Origin of the sequence: Thiomicrospira pelophila DSM 1534 (assembly GCF_000711195.1) — a bacterium.
Taxonomy (GTDB): Bacteria; Pseudomonadota; Gammaproteobacteria; order Thiomicrospirales; family Thiomicrospiraceae; genus Thiomicrospira; species Thiomicrospira pelophila.
Genome location: NZ_JOMR01000001.1, coordinates 798,091 through 814,709 on the forward strand (window position 1 = coordinate 798,091; position 16,619 = coordinate 814,709).

A 16,619-nucleotide genomic window follows, 5' to 3' on the forward strand; every position below is an offset into this window, starting at 1 on the left:
GCGTGTATAATCACGCGCTTACTTGATGCGCCTAAAATCGTGTCAACCCATCACCAGGCCTGGTTCTGGTGACTGTAAACTAGAAGAATTTGTTGATGGGGTTTCCTGTCATCGCCTGATTAACCATAAGGAGATACACAATGGTTGTAGTTCGTTTAGCACGTGGTGGCTCAAAAAAGCGCCCGTTTTATAAGTTAGTAGTAGCGGATCGCCGTGTTGCGGCAACCGGTCGCTTTATTGAGCAAGTTGGTTTTTATAACCCTAGCGCCCGTGGCAACGAAGAAACTCTTCGTGTTGATCAGGCGAGAGTGGATCACTGGGTTGCTCAAGGCGCTCAAATGAGTGATCGCGTTAAAAGCATTCTAAAGAAAGCTTAAGAATTTTCGGTCGATTTAATGAAACCAGATAAACTCATTATCGGCCGAATTAATGGCGTGTATGGCGTCAAAGGCTGGGTTAAAGTGTATTCACATACAGACCCAGTCGGTAACATTTTAAGTTACCAGCCCTGGTTGGTAAAACGCCAGGGACAATGGGTGGAGATGCAAGTTATCGACTCCCATGCACCGCAAGGTGGCAAGGCCATAGTGGCTCATTTGAAAGGCATCGATTCGCGTGAATTAGCACGGGATTTGATGGGATCTGATATCGCTGTAATGCGTGATCAGTTCCCCGAAGATGACGATGGTTTTTATTGGACAGACTTAATTGGCTGCGATGTTAAAAATCAACAAGGTGAGCAGCTGGGTCGAGTTACTGATTTAGTTGAGACAGGCGCACATGATGTGTTGCGTGTCAAAGGTGAGCGAAGCCATTTAATTCCGTTTGTGTTCGACAACTACATTTTGGATGTGGATTTAGAACAACAGCAGATTTTAGTTAATTGGCAAGCGGATCAATATGAAGAGGATGATCAGTAAAGCATGCGTTTTGATGTGATTACGCTGTTTTCTGACATGTTTAATGCGATTACGCAGCAAGGTATAAGTCGGCGGGCATTTCAAAAAGAGCTAGTTGATCTGCACTTTTGGAATCCGCGTGATTTTACGCATGATCGGCATAAAACCGTAGATGATCGCCCTTATGGTGGGGGGCCGGGTATGTTAATGATGTACCAGCCTCTTAAAGACACCTTTGATGCGTTAGATCAAACGCTCAAACAATCGCAGCCAGATGCAAAAACGCATGTGGTTTATTTGTCTCCACAAGGCCAACCCTTAACACAAGCGAAAGTGGAAGAGTTGGTTGAGCGTCCACAAGTAACCTTACTATGTGGGCGCTACGAAGGCATTGATGAACGTTTGATTGAGCAATGTGTTGATGAAGAAATTTGTGTTGGCGATTTTATTGTAAGTGGCGGAGAGCTACCTGCGATGATGTTAATGGATGCCATGATACGCCTGTTGCCAGGCGCACTTGGTCATTCGCAGTCGGCTCAACAAGATTCTTTTTCGGACGGGTTGCTTGATTGTCCACACTATACGCGTCCAGAGTCGGTGGACGGCATGCTGGTTCCAAGTGTTTTATTGGAAGGACATCATGCCAAAATCGACGAATGGCGCGAGCGGCAAAAATGGTTACGCACCCATGCACGTCGACCAGATTTGATAGAAAAATTGGCACTAACCTCTGAGCAACGCCAAAAACTGGATGCTTGGCTCAAGTTGGTTGAATAGCAATTTTGAAGTGAAAACACGAGAAACACTTCAAAGAATATGGAGAGCTTTAAGATGAGCGATATCATCAAGCGAATTGAAACGGAACAAATGACGAAAGAAATTCCAGCATTTGCACCGGGTGACACAGTAGTTGTACAGGTTAAAGTACAGGAAGGTACAAACGTACGTTTGCAGGCTTATGAAGGCGTTGTAATTGCAAAACGTAACCGTGGTTTAAACTCGGCTTTTACTGTGCGTAAGATTTCACACGGTGTCGGTGTTGAGCGTACTTTTCAGACATATAGTCCACTTGTTGAGAGTATTGCTGTTAAGCGTCGTGGTGCGGTACGTCGTGCGAAACTTTACTACCTACGTGAATTGTCAGGTCGTGCGGCTCGTATTAAAGAAAAATTATAATAGTTTCTTTAAACAAGACGTCATAAAAAAACCGCCGAAAGGCGGTTTTTTTGTTTTAAGCCTTACGCATATCAAATCAATGTATAAGGTTGGGCTGTTGGGTTTATTTGTCAATAATCCAAAGTTGACCAAACCAGTACCAACGGCCTTGGCCCGCAGGTGCGGTGCAGGCATAACGATCACGGGGTGGTTTAAGAGCTTGTTTTGCTTTAACCATGATCTCAGTTTCTGAGCGCCAATCCATGCTTAAGTGTTGGCCAAGGCTATTAAAGCAATTTAATTGCTTAACCGGTTTGCTTAATTTAAGAGTAAGCTCCGGTGGGTTGGTTTGAATTAATGGATCGCTAGGGCTTTGGTGGCGAATAGGGAGAGGGAGCGTGTTAACTTTTAGAGCGAAATCCTCAATCTTGGCAAAATTAACAGCCATTGGGAAACGGTTGAGTGCCCGTCGATCGGAGTTTTTATCCACCGCACCGGATACTTGCGACATGCTCACATAACCCATTTCGGCAATTAAGTTTGCGGCACTTTCACTGTACTCACCATAAGGATAGGCAAATAGCTTTGGATTTTGGTTGGCCTGTTCACCCAGCTCTTCTTGCAAGCGTGTTTGCGTTAACGTCAGTTCGTTACGAACGCGTTCCAACATTTGTTGTTTGGTTTCATCGTTTGATGGGCGCATTTTGGTATGAGTGTGAGTATGGTTGGCAAATTCAAAACCATCCGCTTGCATTTCGCGCATTTGATCCCAACTCATAAAATTGCCAAAACGTTTATCAATCGGCTCTGAATTAACAAAGGTTGTGATGCTCCAGCCAAGTTTTTTAAGGCGTGGATAAGCTTCAGTATAAACACTTTTATAAGCGTCATCTGCTGTCAATATAACGGTTTTATCAGGCACATCCTGATTCGTTTGCCATTGCTGTATAAGCTTAGACAAAGGCCATACATTAAAATTATTTTGTTCTAAATAATCTAAGTGGGCTTCAAATTGATCAAGTGTCACGCTGGTGCTAGCTGGCGTGTCATCACCAAAATGATGATACATTAAAATCACAGCGGATGACTTAGCGTAACTCATGCCAGATACTAAACTGGACAGTAGTAAGATAGATGCAAGTTTATAACTTTTTTTCAGCATGTAGATTCCTGAGTTTTGAGATAATAACCGAATTAAAGACATTATATTGTAATAACCTTGGAGGGTGTTTTGGAACGAGTGATTCAAATAGTTTTGGCGGGGTTAATTTTGGTTGCGATAGGGATATTTGTAAGCGAGAGTCGTCAACAGAAGCCGTTAGAACGAGCTACACAAGAACAAGGTATAAATGCCTTAGAGCAGAATCAACCAGTCGAAAAAGTAAGCTTGCCGGATTTTGCTAGTATTCAGGATGTTAATCAAAAAAAGCAGGCTTTCCAGGCGTTTTTATTACCAGCGATCCACCAGTCTAATGAACAAATTTTAGAAGAGCGTACTTTTTTGCAGGCGTTAGATTTTAACAACTTAAGCAAACCACAAGCACGGCGTTTAGCCTTGTTGGCTGACAAGTATCAGCAACCACGTAAAGCAAAACAAACTAAGGCACAATGGCGGCAGGCCTTATTAAAAAAAGTCGACATCATACCACCATCGCTTGCATTGGCTCAGGCCGCGAATGAGTCGGCTTGGGGTACCTCACGATTTGCGACGGAAGGTTTAAACTTTTATGGCCAATGGTGTTTCTCAGAAGGTTGTGGGCTCGTACCAGAGGAGCGACCTGATGGCAAAAAATATGAAGTACGTTTATTTAAGTCTCCTAGCGAATCGGTACAGGCTTATATGACTAATTTAAATGCGTTTCATACTTATCGTGATTTTCGTCAGTTGCGTTTAGATTTGCGTAACAAGAACCAAGTATTAACTGGTGAGAAGTTGGCTAAAGGTTTGTTGGCGTATTCGCAACGTCGTGAAGAATATATTAAAGAAATTCAGGCTATGATAAGGTTTAACGATTGGCATCTTTTGGATCAAGACTGGGTGAGGTCATTAAGTGAAAACCAATATAAATAAACAAACGCTATCTGAGCCTGTTCTAGCTAAACAAACGTTAGGTTGGCGAGAATGGGTATCTCTGCCAGGTTTGGGTATCCAAGCTTTAAAATGCAAAGTCGATACAGGAGCGAGAACCTCCGCTTTGCATGCTTTTTCAGTCGAACCTTTTGAACGTGATGCCCAAGACTGGATAAGATTTGGGGTTCACCCGCATCAAGATGAACTGGATACCGAAGTATGGTGTGAAGCAAGAGTTAAAGATAAAAGAACAGTAACCGATTCCGGCGGTAATAAAACGGAGCGTTATTTTATTGAAACGGAACTAGTCTTGGGCGACCAGCGTTTTATGATTGACTTATCCTTAACCAGTCGCGATACAATGCGTTTTAGAATGTTGCTTGGGCGCGTAGCGATGGAAAACCGATTCCTAGTGGATGTAAGTCGCTCTTACTGCCAAAAATTGCCCAAATAAGCGTTAAAAAATTTAGACAAAACTGTTGCTCAAGGGAGCCACGCATGAAAATAGCCATTTTATCGAGAAACCGTAATCTTTACTCTACACGCCGCTTAGTCGAGGCAGCCGAGGCGCGCGGTCACGAAGTGCGTGTCATTGATGCACTGCGTTGTTATATGAATATCACTTCCCATCATCCTGAGATCCATTACAAGGGTGAGGTATTAACCGGGTTTGATGCTGTCATTCCACGTATTGGTGCATCCATTACGTTTTATGGAACGGCGGTATTGCGTCAATTTGAGATGATGGGGGTTTACCCGCTTAATGAATCGGTGGCCATTTCACGCTCGCGTGATAAGTTGCGCAGTTTGCAGCTTTTATCGAAACACGGTGTGGGTTTGCCTGTCACCAGTTTTGCGCACTCGCCAGATGATATTGATGATTTATTAAACATTGTGGGTGGTGCACCTGCTGTTATTAAAGTGCTGGAAGGCACGCAAGGTATTGGTGTGGTATTGGCCGAAAATAAGCAAGCGGCCAAAAGTGTGATACAGGCCTTTATGGGTTTGAAAGAGCATATTTTGGTTCAAGAGTTCATTAAGGAAGCAGGTGGTTCGGATATTCGCTGCTTTGTAGTTGGTGGTAAGGTGGTTGCAGCTATGAAACGTCAGGGGCAAGATGGTGAGTTCCGATCCAATTTACACCGTGGTGGTAGTGCCGTTTTGACAAGGATTTCGCCAGAAGAACGCGCGACGGCGTTGCGAGCTGCCAAAATTATGGGCTTGAATGTATGTGGTGTTGATATTTTGCGTTCAAACCATGGCCCAGTGGTGATGGAGGTGAACTCTTCTCCGGGTTTGGAAGGAATTGAAACCGCATCCGGTAAAGATGTAGCAGGCTTAATTATCGATTTTATAGAAAAAACCGCCAAGCCAAATAAAACCCAAACCAAGGGTAAAGGTTGATGTCGTCTGGCTCGCCAGCGCCAAAACGGCGCAAGAACTCGCCCATAACACTGGGCGGACAAACGATTCAGCCTGGTGAGCGTCGCACTGTCGATTTAGTGGTAGGTAAACTTTATACCCATAGCCCAATCACCATGCCGGTACAGGTGTTGTGTGGCCGCCAAGCCGGGCCAGTGATGTTTGTAAGTGCTGCGATTCATGGCGATGAACTCAATGGGGTAGAAATTATCCGTCGGCTACTTAAAGTGCCGGGTTTGCGTCAGCTTAAGGGCACCTTAATTGCCGTACCGATTGTGAACTTGCATGGGTTTATTAACCAAAGTCGTTATTTACCCGATCGTCGAGATTTAAACCGTAGCTTTCCGGGTTCTGAAAAAGGCTCATTAGCAGGGCGTGTAGCGCGTTTGTTTTTAGAGGAAATTGTAGAGCGTTCAACCCACGGTATTGATTTACATACCGGTGCAATATACCGTTCAAATTTGCCACAAATTCGCGCTAATTTAGATGATCCACAAACCCTAGATTTAGCGCGTGCATTTGGAACGCCGGTGATTCTTAACTCGGATTTGCGCGATGGCTCATTGCGTGAAGCCGCCGCTAAAAAAGGTATACCGGTTTTATTATATGAAGCCGGCGAGGCTTTGCGATTTGACGAACTGGCAATTCGTGGTGGCGTGCAGGGTATACTTCGCGTGATGCGCCAGTTAGAAATGCTACCTAAATCACGAAAAGCACAGCCTGCTGAACCTATCATGGCACGTTCTTCGGCCTGGGTGCGTGCGCCTCAAGATGGGATTTTCCGTGCCAGTGTCAAGCAGGGGCAGCGCGTGGTCAAGGATCAAACGCTATTGGGGCGTGTCTCTGATCCGTTTGGCGAGTCAGAAGTGGAAGTTTGGTCGCCATTTAGTGGCATTATTATTGGCCAATTGCATCTACCCTTGGTGAACGAAGGTGAAGCCTTATTCCATATTGCACGTTTTTATCGAACTGATATTGCAGCAGGTAATATTGAAACCTACCAAGAAACCCTTGAGGCTGAAACTTATCCCTATTTGGATTAACTACCAGGCCTGGTGGTCAGTCCTCCGCAGAAATATCTAGGGGATAATCGAGGTGTCCTAAATATGCTAGAAGCTCAATCTATTAATTATACAATTGGCAATAAGGCCATATTGAGTGAAGTATCTTTGCAGGTAAAAGCCGGTGAGATATGGGTAGTTTTAGGGCCAAATGGCGCCGGTAAGTCTAGTTTGTTAAATGTGTTATCGGGCGAACTCAACAGGTTTCAATCCCAAGTATTTCTAAATCAGCAGCCTTTAACATCATACACTTCCAGTCAATTAGCGAGATTACGTGCGGTGATGCCTCAGTCGGTTGGACTAGAGTTTGGCTTCTTGGTAAAAGAGGTGGTCGCGCTGGGTTTATTGGACACATCACGAGATAAAGTTGAAGGTTTGGTGAATCAAGCTTTGACTTTATTTGATGTCACTCACTTGGCTGAGCGTAATTATTTAACGCTGTCAGGTGGCGAAAAACAACGTACCCATTTAGCCCGTGTAATGGCGCAAGTTTTAAACCCTTTAACCTTGGCTGAAGAGCGTTTTTTGCTATTAGATGAATGCACCTCTAACCTAGATTTAGCTCATCAACAGAAGGTTTTTAAGGTGTTGAAGCAATGTGTTCGCGAGCAAAAAATGGGTGTCGTTGCTGTGTTGCATGATCTAAACTTAGCATCGCAGTTTGCGGATAAAGCCTTGTTGATGCATGAAGGGGCGGTCTATGCGAGTGGTCGAGTTGAATCGGTGTTGACCCAGAATAATATAGAAACGGTATACCAAAGTTCGGTAGAGGTGATTGAGCGACCAGGCGCTTGGCCCATCATTGTTCCTAACGGTTCTTAAACAGGATGGGTGGGTTGTATTTATTAACGCACCCATGCTTGAAAAAGGCTTTGCTGACTTAGTGGGGTAAAATCGGAGGTGGAGCCACTTTTGGGGTTTGTTGGTTTAGCGTCGGTGGCATTTTACCTTCAATGCGTTCATGCACTTCCATTACCATACCACTTTGTGTCACCGCGTATAGATCGTCATAAATATGTACAACCTTAAAGACCATTGGACGAATCTGAATGCCATCTTCAGACAATGGCTTACCTTTGCCCATATACATGCCACACATAGACGAACCTACTTCAACTTTGCCTTGTGAAATTAAGTCATAATCTTTGTGGCTCAGTAAGCTAAGGGTATCTAAACGATCAAAAAACCGTTTTTTCTCAGCTTCATCCTGTTCTGCGTAATGCACACAAAGCTGTTGCGGTTTCACTTTGCTTAAGTCTTGCGGTGCTTTAAATACCTCACTTTCAGCTTGGGCAATAGACGTTAGTCCAAAACTCAGCCCCAATACGCAAGTAAGAAGAATCGATTTTTTCATGTAAATAGCCTCGGTGAATGGGTGTTATTTCAGTTTTTTCTAATATAGTTTGGAATTGTAGCAAAACAATCGTGCATTAATAAAGTAAAGTTTGGAGCTTACGGCGATAGGCTTTAACCAGGCCTGGTGCTTGCTCAGCCAACATATCAAACAGCTTGATGAGTCCTTTTTGTGCACCGCCATCGGCATAACTTCGATCAACGCTAAACAATTTAAGCAGAGTTTGCATGGCTTTTTCATATTCACGATGCATCACCAAAATACTGGCGAATCCATAAAGTGCGGCTGGATCATTCGGATTGTCAGCCAACTTTTTTTGTAAGGTCTGAATATCATCCGTAGTTTGCATAATTTCAGCAAAACTCAGAATCACCGACATGGGTTTGCCTTCGGTTGAATTCTTGGCTTCATCCGGTAGCTTGTTAAAAAGGTTGGTGGCTTTATCTAAATGACCGGTTTGCAAATACATTTGCACCAAATCCAAGTGAACCTTGTGATTGAGCGGATCAAGTTGAGCCGCCTCTCCAAGTAACGCGAGCGCTTGATCCATCTGGCCGGATACAAACGCTTGTTGCGCTTGCGCACGAATGGCATCCGACGGGCGCGCAATATGTGCATCCAATAATTCACGAAAAGCTGATTCAGGTTGGCCGCCAGTTAGTTCGGCCACCATTTCGCCTTGTTTAAAAAGTTTAAAGCTGGGCACTGAGCGCACGGCATATTGATCGGCCAACGCTGAGTGGTCATCAATATTGATCTTGGCAAGTAAAAACAAGCCGGCATACTCTTCGGCCAATTTTTCTAAAATCGGCATCACCGATTTACACGGTCCGCACCAAGGCGCCCAAAAATCGACTAATACTGGAATTTGATTTGAGTTTTCAATCACGACTTGTTGAAAGTTGTCCGCACTTACATCGGCGATTAAAGCTTGGCTCATGATTTATCCTATTAATGTTCGCGCATTAGCGCAGTTTTTTGAGTTCATAAAGTAAATCGAGCGCCTGTTTAGGCGTGATTTCATCGGGTGTAATATCATCAAGTTTAGTTAATATAGGGTGCGATGTGCCCGAATTAAAGAGGTCGTATTGAATTTCGGCCTCTTTTGATGTCTTGTTAGCTTGGGTTTTTGTGCGTCCTGAGCCAAGCTTGGCTTGCGCTTCTTTGTTTGTGGAGGTGGTGTTGTGGTTTTCTAAATCCTGCAGAATCTCCTTGGCACGTCCGATTACGCTTTTCGGAACTCCTGCAAGGGAGGCAACCTGTAAGCCATAGCTTTTAGACGCCGCGCCTTCTTGAACTTGATGCAGAAACACAATTTTATCGTGATGCTCAATCGCATTTAAATGGATGTTAACTGTGTTTTTAAACTGCTCCGTCAGGCCGGTGAGCTCAAAATAATGCGTGGCAAACAAGCAATAGCCGCGCACATTTTTGGCCATATGTTCCGCAATCGCCCAAGCTAAAGCCAAGCCATCAAAGGTGGAGGTGCCGCGTCCAATTTCATCCATTAAAATCAACGACTGTTCGGTAGCATGATGCAAGATATGCGCGGTTTCAGTCATTTCAACCATAAAGGTCGAGCGGCCACTGGTTAAATCATCTGATGCGCCGATACGTGTAAATATACGATCAATTAAACCAATTTGAGCCGACTCCGCCGGTACATAGCAACCAATGTGCGCCAAGATCGCGATTAGAGCGGTTTGGCGCATAAAGGTAGATTTACCGCCCATATTCGGGCCGGTGATAATTTGTAATCGGCGTTGGTCATCAAACACACTGTCATTTGGAATAAACGGTGTGTCAGTTAAAGCTTCTACCGTTAAATGACGACCTTGAATCACCACCAGGCCTGGTGCTTGAGTTAATTGCGGACGGGTTAAATTCAGTTGCTGAGCTTTTTGGGCAAAGTTGGTAATTACATCCAATTCAGCCAAGGCTTGCGCACAAGTTTGCAGGGCTTTGAAAGACTGGTTAATAGTGTGCAACAGTTCATCGTAAAGCTGTTTTTCGCGTGCCAGCGCTTTATCACCCGCGCTTAAAACCTTGTCTTCAAACGCTTTAAGTTGCGGAATAATATAGCGTTCGGCACCTTTAAGGGTTTGGCGGCGCACATAATCCAGCGGGACTTGAGAGGATTGCAGTTTGCTCACTTCGATGTAATAACCATGCACACGGTTATAACCAACTTTTAGTGTCGAAATGCCAGTGCGTTCGCGCTCAGTTTGCTCTAAATCCATTAAGAATTGACCAGCTTCATTTTTTAAATTATTCAGCTCATCCAGTTCCGTGTCATAACCTTCCTTAAATACGCCGCCATCACGCATTAACACGGGTGGATTATCAAGAATCGCACGATTCAGTGTGTCGGCTAATTCAGGAAACTCTGCGATGCGTTGACTAAGCTGTTTGAGTCCGGCGTCATCAAAAACGGCCAGCCGATTCTGTAAAGTCGGCAGTTGGTTTAATGCGCGACCAAGTTGTAAAAGATCTCGTGGGCGGGCGCTAAATAATGCGACGCGGCTTAAAATACGTTCCAAATCCCCAATCGGCTTAAACTCGGTTTTAAGTGCATCAACCTGATCATGTTTAATTAAGCTCTCAACACTATTAAGACGTTGGTTAATTTTAGTTTGATCACGTAAAGGCAGTAGTAACCAGCGCTTAAGTAAGCGACTGCCCATGGCTGTACTGCATTGGTCTAACAGGCTTAGCAGGGTGTTGTGCGTGCCGCCATTCAGATTGCTATCCAGTTCAAGGTTGCGTCGGCTGATGGCATCTAAAATCAGCGAATCCTGAGTGGAATAAGTATGAAAGCTCTGAATTTGTTTCAGCTCATTCTGCAACATGGTTTGTGCGTAATACAATAATGCCCCAGCGGCACTGATAAGCACCGGTTTATCGTCACAGCCGAACGCAATCAAATCTTGAGTTTGGAGTTGTTCGGTCATTTTGCGATAGGCGCTTTGGCTATCAAAATGCCAACCGGGTAAAGTCACCAGGCCTGGTTGTTCGCTCAGTAGGTTTTCTAATTCGTGTTGATCGGCCACAATACATTCAGCTGGCTGTAAGCGCTTTAATTCATCCTCAAAGCTGGTTCTATCGTCAAATTCACAACCTTCAAACCGACCGCTGGCCACGTCCAAATACGCCAGCGCGTAATGATTATCCAGCTGATAACAGGCACACAATAGATTTTCTTGATTGGCTTCGAGTAGCGCATCTTCTGTCAAAGTACCCGGCGTGATCACACGTACTACTTTACGTTCTACTGGGCCTTTATCCGGCACAGGGCCAACTTGTTCACAAATCGCGACCGATTCCCCCATTTTGACCAGCTTGGCTAAATAACCTTCCGCACTATGATGTGGAATCCCCGCCATTGGAATCGGACTGCCGGCCGACTGGCCTCTTGCGGTGAGGGTGATATCTAACAGTCGAGAAGCTTTAACCGCGTCCTCGAAAAACAATTCATAAAAATCGCCCATACGGTAAAACACTAAACGATCTGGGTGATCGGCTTTAATCGCAAGATATTGTTGCATCATCGGGGTGTGTTGGCTGGAGGATTTGCTCATCTCGAAGTTTGTCACTTTAGAATAAGAGTAAAAAAAGGTATCCTAGAGGAATCAATTAGCAAGTGCAATTGTCAGGAGTAATAAAGTAATGGAATTGAATGCATTGGTCACTCAAGTGGGAGAGGCTTTAAAGAGCCATAATATTATGGCGGTCACAGCCGAATCTTGTACGGGTGGCATGATTGCAGAAGCCTTGACATCGGTGGCCGGCAGTTCGGCCTGGTTTGATCGGGCTTATGTTACCTATAGCTACGAGTCTAAGCGAGAAATGCTGGGTGTAAAAGAAACCACTATTCAGCGCAGCGGCTCGGTGAGCAAAGATTGTGTCACCGAAATGGCGTTGGGCGCGTTACAACAATCACACGCCGAAGTGAGTGTCGCTTGCAGTGGCATTGCCGGACCAAGCGGTGGCTCGCCAGACAAACCTGTGGGTACGGTTTGGTTAGCTTGGGCACGTCAGGGTCATGGTGATATTGTCACCAAAAAAATGCTATTTGAAGGCGATCGTGATGCGGTGCGTTTGCAAACTACACAGGTCGCGTTAGAAGGCTTGTTGGAAATTTTACAAAATTAGAAAGCGTTTAAGTCGAATCGCGGGATGCATTCGGTTTTAATTCCAACGAAAATCCAGTCTAAATTTTAGTATCCCTTCTAAAATGTCGTTAATTGTGGGATAATTTTTTGTTCACAATGTTCGGTAAAAACCTTTGTTTGAGGATTCAGACAAAGGTTTTTTGTTGTCATTAAAATGGGTTTGCGGCTTGGTTTTTATGTAGTTAATTTGTTGTAAAACCAAGTAATTCCTAACCAATACGTTACGAAAAGGAAGTCTCAATGGACGAAAATAAACAAAAAGCGCTGGCGGCGGCACTAGGTCAAATTGAAAAGCAATTTGGTAAAGGTTCAGTTATGCGCATGGGCGACTCAACGGCGTCGCGTGACATTGAGTCCATCTCAACCGGTTCGTTAGGGTTGGATATTGCGTTAGGAATAGGCGGTTTGCCAAAAGGGCGCGTAGTCGAAATTTACGGACCAGAATCGTCCGGTAAAACCACTTTAACCCTGCACGCGATTGCTGAAGCCCAAAAGAAGGGTGGCGTGGCCGCATTTGTGGATGCCGAACATGCGTTAGACCCATCTTATGCTGAAAAACTGGGTGTGGATGTCGACAATCTATTAGTGTCGCAGCCGGATACCGGTGAGCAGGCGCTTGAGATCGCCGACATGCTAGTGCGTTCCGGTGGGGTTGATATTGTGGTGATCGACTCGGTCGCCGCTTTGACACCTAAGGCCGAAATTGAAGGCGACATGGGTGATTCACACATGGGTCTGCAAGCGCGCTTAATGTCGCAAGCCTTGCGTAAATTGACCGCCAACATCAAACGCACCAATACCTTGGTGATCTTTATTAACCAAATTCGTATGAAAATTGGCGTTATGTTTGGTAGTCCTGAAACCACCACCGGCGGTAATGCATTGAAATTTTATGCTTCAGTACGTTTGGATATTCGCCGCATTGGGGCGATTAAAAAAGGCGACGAAATTCTGGGTAACGAAACCCGCGTTAAAGTGGTAAAAAACAAAGTCGCGCCGCCATTTAAACAAGTTGAATTTGATATTTTGTATGGCCAAGGTATTTCGCGTGAAGGCGAAATTGTGGATCTAGGTGTACAAGAAAAGCTGATTGACAAAGCGGGCGCTTGGTATAGCTATAACGGCGAAAAAATTGGTCAGGGTAAAGACAATGCCCGTCAGTTCTTGAAAGACAATCCAGAGATCTCCCAGACCTTGCAAGCGCAAATAAAAGAACGCTTAATGCCGAAGCCGGGTTCAAAGACTTCAGCCGCCGCTGAGTTTGATTTGGATGAAATACCAGACTAAGCAGGCAAGCGTAAAATCCCCCGAGGATTTGTTTAAAACCATGCTCGGGCGTGCGCAATATTTGCTTGCGATGCGTGAGCATGGCGCAAAAGAACTCAAAGCTAAATTGTGTCAAAAGTTTGCCGAATATGAGCAGGCACCAGGCCTGGTGGATGACGTGATCCAGTGTTGCCAGCAAAAAAAATGGCAAAGTGATGAGCGTTATGTCGAGTCCTATGTGCGCATGGCGATGCAGAAAGGGCAGGGCCCATTAAAAATTCGCCAAGCTTTAATGCGCGCAAGTGATGACCAGGCCATTATGGATGCGCATTTAAACCTGGGGGACGATGTCTGGTGTGACATCGCACAGCAAGCTCTGGAAAAAAAATACCAGGATGCTTATAAACCTACAGAGCGTAAAGAACATGCTAAACGCTTACGCTTTTTGCAAAGCCGAGGATTCAGTGGCTCGCAATGTTACAAAGCGTTTAAATCCTGATGCTTGATAAGGCATCAAAAATTTGAAACAAAAAACAGAATTTTAACTTTTTAGGTTTGCTTATATGACCAGTGCAGAACTCAGACAAGCGTTTATTGATTATTTTGCCGAAAAGAATCACACGCCCGTACATTCCAGCCCCGTGATTCCGGCCGAAGATCCGACGCTGTTATTTACCAATGCCGGTATGGTGCAGTTTAAAGACACCTTTCTCGGCCATGAAAAACGCGACTATACGCGTGCGGTGAGTGTGCAGCGTTGTATTCGAGCCGGTGGTAAACACAACGATTTAGAGAACGTCGGTTATACCGCGCGTCACCATACCTTCTTTGAAATGCTGGGTAACTTCAGTTTTGGCGATTACTTCAAACACGAAGCCATCGCATTTGCTTGGGAGTTTCTAACCAAACGTTTGGGCTTGCCTGAAGAAAAGCTTTGGGTCACTGTATTTAATGAAGACGATGAAACGGCGGATATTTGGTTAAAACAAGTCGGCGTAAGCGCGGAGCGTTTTTCTCGTTGTGGTGCGAAAGACAACTTCTGGTCAATGGGCGACACTGGGCCTTGCGGGCCTTGCACCGAAATCTTTTACGACCACGGGCCAGATGTGGCCGGTGGGCCGCCTGGTTCGCCAGATGAAGATGGCGATCGCTATATCGAAATTTGGAACCTGGTGTTCATGCAGTTTGATCGCTCGAAAGACGGCACGTTAACACCTTTGCCGAAACCTTCAGTCGATACCGGTATGGGCTTGGAGCGTTTAGCCGCAGTATTGCAAGGCGTGCATAATAATTATGATATCGACCTGTTTAAAACCTTGGTAAAAGCGGCCTCCGACTTAACTGGCGAAACCGACTTAACTAACAATTCCTTGCGCGTCATTGCCGATCACATTCGTTCTTGTGCCTTTACGATTGTGGATGGTGTATTGCCATCCAACGAAGGCCGAGGTTATGTGTTGCGTCGCATTATTCGTCGTGCGATTCGTCACGGTTATAAACTAGGTCAAAAACAAGCGTTTTTCCATAAGCTGGTGGCACCTTTGGTATCCGAAATGGGCGAAGCCTATCCAGAGCTAAAATCCCAGCAGGCCGAAGCTGAGCGCGCACTTAAACTGGAGGAAGAACGTTTTGCCGAAACCCTTGAAAACGGCATGCGGTTGTTAGATGAAGTGATTGAAGCTCTAACCGACAAACAAATTCCGGGAGAAGCCGTATTTAAACTTTACGACACCTACGGATTTCCGCTTGATCTAACCGCTGATATTGCGCGCGAACGGGGTTTGACAATCGATGAAGCTGGTTTTGAACAATCCATGCAAGCTCAGCGCGAACGTGCGCGTGCCGCTAGTAGCTTTAGCTCGCAAGGTCAAACACGAGTTGAGTTTGAAGGCAAAACCGATTTTATCGGTTACGACCAAGATTGCGCCACAGTTAAAGTATTGGCGATTTTTAAAGATGGCCAGTCGGTTGATAAGTTAGAAGAGGGCCAAGCTGGCCTGGTGATTATGGATAAAACGCCGTTTTATGCCGAATCTGGCGGGCAGGTGGGCGATAGCGGTTCGTTAACCGAAGGTATGCATAGTTTTCATGTGAACGATGTGCAAAAACAGGGTAGCTTGTTTTTACATCTAGGCGAAATGACCGCTGGGGTGTTGGCGGTGGGTCAGGCGGTTGAAGCGCGTATTGATGTCGGTGCACGTCGTGCTTCTGAGCGCAATCACTCGGCGACCCACTTATTGCACGCGGCATTACGCCAAGTATTAGGGTCGCATGTGGCACAAAAAGGCTCACTGGTGTCGCCAGACCGTTTGCGTTTTGACTTTGCGCATTTTGAACCCATTTCGGCTGAGCAGTTGCGTGAGATTGAACGCCTTGTTAACCATAATATTATGATGAACTTCCCAGTCGGCACTCAGCAGATGGATATTGATTCGGCCAAACAAATGGGTGCGATGGCGCTGTTTGGCGAAAAATATGGTGATGTGGTTCGAGTCGTCGATATGGGCGATTTCTCGATTGAACTTTGTGGTGGCACGCATGTGAACTCTACCGGCAATATTGGTCCATTCCGAATTCTATCTGAAGGCGGTGTGGCGTCTGGAGTGCGTCGTATTGAAGCCATTACTGGTGAAGGTGCTTGGCAGACGATTTATGAACTAGAAAATGTCATAGGTCAGGTCGCAAACTTAACCAAAGCGGACAAAGCACACGTGGTCGATAAAGTCGGGCAACTGGTGGCGTCACAGCGCGATTTAGAGAAGCAAATGCAGCAAATGCAATCCAAACTTGCGGCCAACCAGGGCGAAGAGATTTTGCAACAAGTTAAATCCGTCAACGGTATTAACTTATTAGCGGCTCAAATGCAGGGTGCCGATGCGAATTTATTACGCGAAACCCTGGATAAGTTAAAGGATAAGATTGAACCAGCGGTGATTTTATTAGCCGCGGTTGATGGTGAGAAAGTCAGTTTAGTCGCGGGTGTCAGTAAATCGGCAACGGATCGTTTTAAAGCTGGTGAGCTGGTTAACTTTGTGGCACAACAAGTTGGCGGTAAAGGGGGCGGGCGTCCTGATATGGCAATGGCCGGAGGCAAAGAGCCAGCCAACTTACCGCAAGCTTTAGCTTCTATTGAAGCTTGGGTGGAATCAAAATAAACTCTGCCCGAATCTCCTGCGGTTCCACACCTAAAGCGTCATAAGCAGGGGATTTAGGCAATAT

General features: G+C 45.4%; 17 protein-coding genes. 13 read left to right on the top strand and 4 right to left on the bottom strand.

From position 1 onward, the window contains the following. Nucleotides 1-140: 140 nt before the first annotated feature. From rpsP to rplS, 4 genes are read left to right on the top strand one after another with little or no spacing between them, the layout of a single operon-like run. Nucleotides 141-377 (top strand): 30S ribosomal protein S16, encoded by a 237-nt coding sequence (gene rpsP / locus N746_RS0103805; RefSeq protein ID WP_029934036.1) that lies wholly within the window; start codon nucleotides 141-143, stop codon nucleotides 375-377. Nucleotides 378-395: 18 nt separating this feature from the next. Next, complete coding sequence (gene rimM / locus N746_RS0103810) at nucleotides 396-920, top strand: ribosome maturation factor RimM (protein WP_029934037.1); 525 nt, start codon at nucleotides 396-398, stop codon at nucleotides 918-920. Nucleotides 921-923: 3 nt separating this feature from the next. Next, nucleotides 924-1,676 (top strand): tRNA (guanosine(37)-N1)-methyltransferase TrmD, encoded by a 753-nt coding sequence (gene trmD, locus N746_RS0103815; protein WP_029934038.1) that lies wholly within the window; start codon nucleotides 924-926, stop codon nucleotides 1,674-1,676. Nucleotides 1,677-1,730: 54 nt separating this feature from the next. Next, a complete protein-coding gene (rplS, locus tag N746_RS0103820; RefSeq protein ID WP_029934040.1) occupies nucleotides 1,731-2,075 on the top strand; it encodes a 50S ribosomal protein L19 in 345 nt (114 codons plus the stop codon). 103 nt (nucleotides 2,076-2,178) lie between these two features. On the opposite strand, the gene N746_RS0103825 is transcribed toward rplS, so the two are convergent. Continuing rightward, nucleotides 2,179-3,216, bottom strand: a complete 1,038-nt coding sequence (locus tag N746_RS0103825) for a polysaccharide deacetylase family protein (protein ID WP_029934041.1) — start codon at nucleotides 3,214-3,216, stop codon at nucleotides 2,179-2,181. 78 nt (nucleotides 3,217-3,294) lie between these two features. Between N746_RS0103825 and N746_RS0103830 the strand changes: the two genes are divergently transcribed. Genes N746_RS0103830 through N746_RS0103850 form a run of 5 tightly spaced genes read left to right on the top strand, consistent with a single transcriptional unit; the run spans nucleotide 3,295 to nucleotide 7,430 of the window. After that, entirely contained in the window at nucleotides 3,295-4,125 is an 831-nt protein-coding gene (locus N746_RS0103830; RefSeq protein ID WP_245603372.1) for a glucosaminidase domain-containing protein, read from the top strand. Further along, on the top strand, nucleotides 4,106-4,579 hold the full coding sequence (locus tag N746_RS0103835) for an ATP-dependent zinc protease family protein (RefSeq protein ID WP_245603332.1): 474 nt from the start codon (nucleotides 4,106-4,108) through the stop codon (nucleotides 4,577-4,579). Before N746_RS0103830 ends, N746_RS0103835 begins: the two co-directional genes overlap by 20 nt. A 44-nt stretch (nucleotides 4,580-4,623) precedes the next feature. After that, nucleotides 4,624-5,529: a 30S ribosomal protein S6--L-glutamate ligase gene (gene rimK / locus N746_RS0103840; protein ID WP_029934047.1), complete on the top strand. Its 906-nt coding sequence runs from the start codon at nucleotides 4,624-4,626 to the stop codon at nucleotides 5,527-5,529. Beyond that, nucleotides 5,529-6,590, top strand: coding sequence for a succinylglutamate desuccinylase/aspartoacylase family protein (locus N746_RS0103845; protein WP_029934048.1), 1,062 nt, complete (start codon nucleotides 5,529-5,531; stop codon nucleotides 6,588-6,590). The genes rimK and N746_RS0103845 overlap by 1 nt, the downstream gene beginning before the upstream one ends. Before the next feature lie 12 nt (nucleotides 6,591-6,602). Then, on the top strand, nucleotides 6,603-7,430 hold the full coding sequence (locus N746_RS0103850; RefSeq protein WP_425426621.1) for a heme ABC transporter ATP-binding protein: 828 nt from the start codon (nucleotides 6,603-6,605) through the stop codon (nucleotides 7,428-7,430). Between the two features lie 58 nt (nucleotides 7,431-7,488). On the opposite strand, the gene N746_RS0103855 is transcribed toward N746_RS0103850, so the two are convergent. The 3 genes from N746_RS0103855 to mutS form a co-directional block, all read right to left on the bottom strand. Further along, entirely contained in the window at nucleotides 7,489-7,962 is a 474-nt protein-coding gene (locus N746_RS0103855) for a hypothetical protein (protein ID WP_156018270.1), read from the bottom strand. A gap of 76 nt (nucleotides 7,963-8,038) precedes the next feature. Continuing rightward, entirely contained in the window at nucleotides 8,039-8,902 is an 864-nt protein-coding gene (gene trxA, locus N746_RS0103860; RefSeq protein ID WP_029934052.1) for a thioredoxin, read from the bottom strand. A 25-nt stretch (nucleotides 8,903-8,927) separates the two neighbouring features. Further along, entirely contained in the window at nucleotides 8,928-11,540 is a 2,613-nt protein-coding gene (gene mutS / locus N746_RS0103865) for a DNA mismatch repair protein MutS (protein ID WP_029934054.1), read from the bottom strand. An 88-nt stretch (nucleotides 11,541-11,628) separates the two neighbouring features. Here mutS and N746_RS0103870 point away from each other — a divergent pair, with 88 nt between their 5' ends. The 4 genes from N746_RS0103870 to alaS all read left to right on the top strand — a co-directional run bounded on the left by N746_RS0103870 (nucleotide 11,629) and on the right by alaS (nucleotide 16,555). Then, a complete protein-coding gene (locus tag N746_RS0103870) occupies nucleotides 11,629-12,114 on the top strand; it encodes a CinA family protein (RefSeq protein ID WP_029934055.1) in 486 nt (161 codons plus the stop codon). Between the two features lie 260 nt (nucleotides 12,115-12,374). Beyond that, nucleotides 12,375-13,421: a recombinase RecA gene (gene recA, locus N746_RS0103875; RefSeq protein ID WP_029934057.1), complete on the top strand. Its 1,047-nt coding sequence runs from the start codon at nucleotides 12,375-12,377 to the stop codon at nucleotides 13,419-13,421. After that, a complete protein-coding gene (locus tag N746_RS0103880; RefSeq protein ID WP_029934059.1) occupies nucleotides 13,405-13,899 on the top strand; it encodes a regulatory protein RecX in 495 nt (164 codons plus the stop codon). Before recA ends, N746_RS0103880 begins: the two co-directional genes overlap by 17 nt. A 64-nt stretch (nucleotides 13,900-13,963) precedes the next feature. Then, the gene (alaS, locus tag N746_RS0103885; RefSeq protein ID WP_029934060.1) at nucleotides 13,964-16,555 is read left to right on the top strand and encodes an alanine--tRNA ligase; all 2,592 of its coding nucleotides are present in this window, start codon (nucleotides 13,964-13,966) and stop codon (nucleotides 16,553-16,555) included. Nucleotides 16,556-16,619: the final 64 nt, after the last annotated feature.

Bases quoted from the DNA above. Each gene is read 5' to 3' on its own strand.
- rpsP (WP_029934036.1), top strand. From the start codon at position 141: ATGGTTGTAGTTCGTTTAGCACGTGGTGGCTCAAAAAAGCGCCCGTTT.
- rimM (WP_029934037.1), top strand. From the start codon at position 396: ATGAAACCAGATAAACTCATTATCGGCCGAATTAATGGCGTGTATGGC.
- trmD (WP_029934038.1), top strand. From the start codon at position 924: ATGCGTTTTGATGTGATTACGCTGTTTTCTGACATGTTTAATGCGATT.
- rplS (WP_029934040.1), top strand. From the start codon at position 1,731: ATGAGCGATATCATCAAGCGAATTGAAACGGAACAAATGACGAAAGAA.
- N746_RS0103825 (WP_029934041.1), bottom strand. From the start codon at position 3,216: ATGCTGAAAAAAAGTTATAAACTTGCATCTATCTTACTACTGTCCAGT.
- rimK (WP_029934047.1), top strand. From the start codon at position 4,624: ATGAAAATAGCCATTTTATCGAGAAACCGTAATCTTTACTCTACACGC.
- N746_RS0103845 (WP_029934048.1), top strand. From the start codon at position 5,529: ATGTCGTCTGGCTCGCCAGCGCCAAAACGGCGCAAGAACTCGCCCATA.
- N746_RS0103855 (WP_156018270.1), bottom strand. From the start codon at position 7,962: ATGAAAAAATCGATTCTTCTTACTTGCGTATTGGGGCTGAGTTTTGGA.
- trxA (WP_029934052.1), bottom strand. From the start codon at position 8,902: ATGAGCCAAGCTTTAATCGCCGATGTAAGTGCGGACAACTTTCAACAA.
- mutS (WP_029934054.1), bottom strand. From the start codon at position 11,540: ATGAGCAAATCCTCCAGCCAACACACCCCGATGATGCAACAATATCTT.
- N746_RS0103870 (WP_029934055.1), top strand. From the start codon at position 11,629: ATGGAATTGAATGCATTGGTCACTCAAGTGGGAGAGGCTTTAAAGAGC.
- recA (WP_029934057.1), top strand. From the start codon at position 12,375: ATGGACGAAAATAAACAAAAAGCGCTGGCGGCGGCACTAGGTCAAATT.
- N746_RS0103880 (WP_029934059.1), top strand. From the start codon at position 13,405: ATGAAATACCAGACTAAGCAGGCAAGCGTAAAATCCCCCGAGGATTTG.
- alaS (WP_029934060.1), top strand. From the start codon at position 13,964: ATGACCAGTGCAGAACTCAGACAAGCGTTTATTGATTATTTTGCCGAA.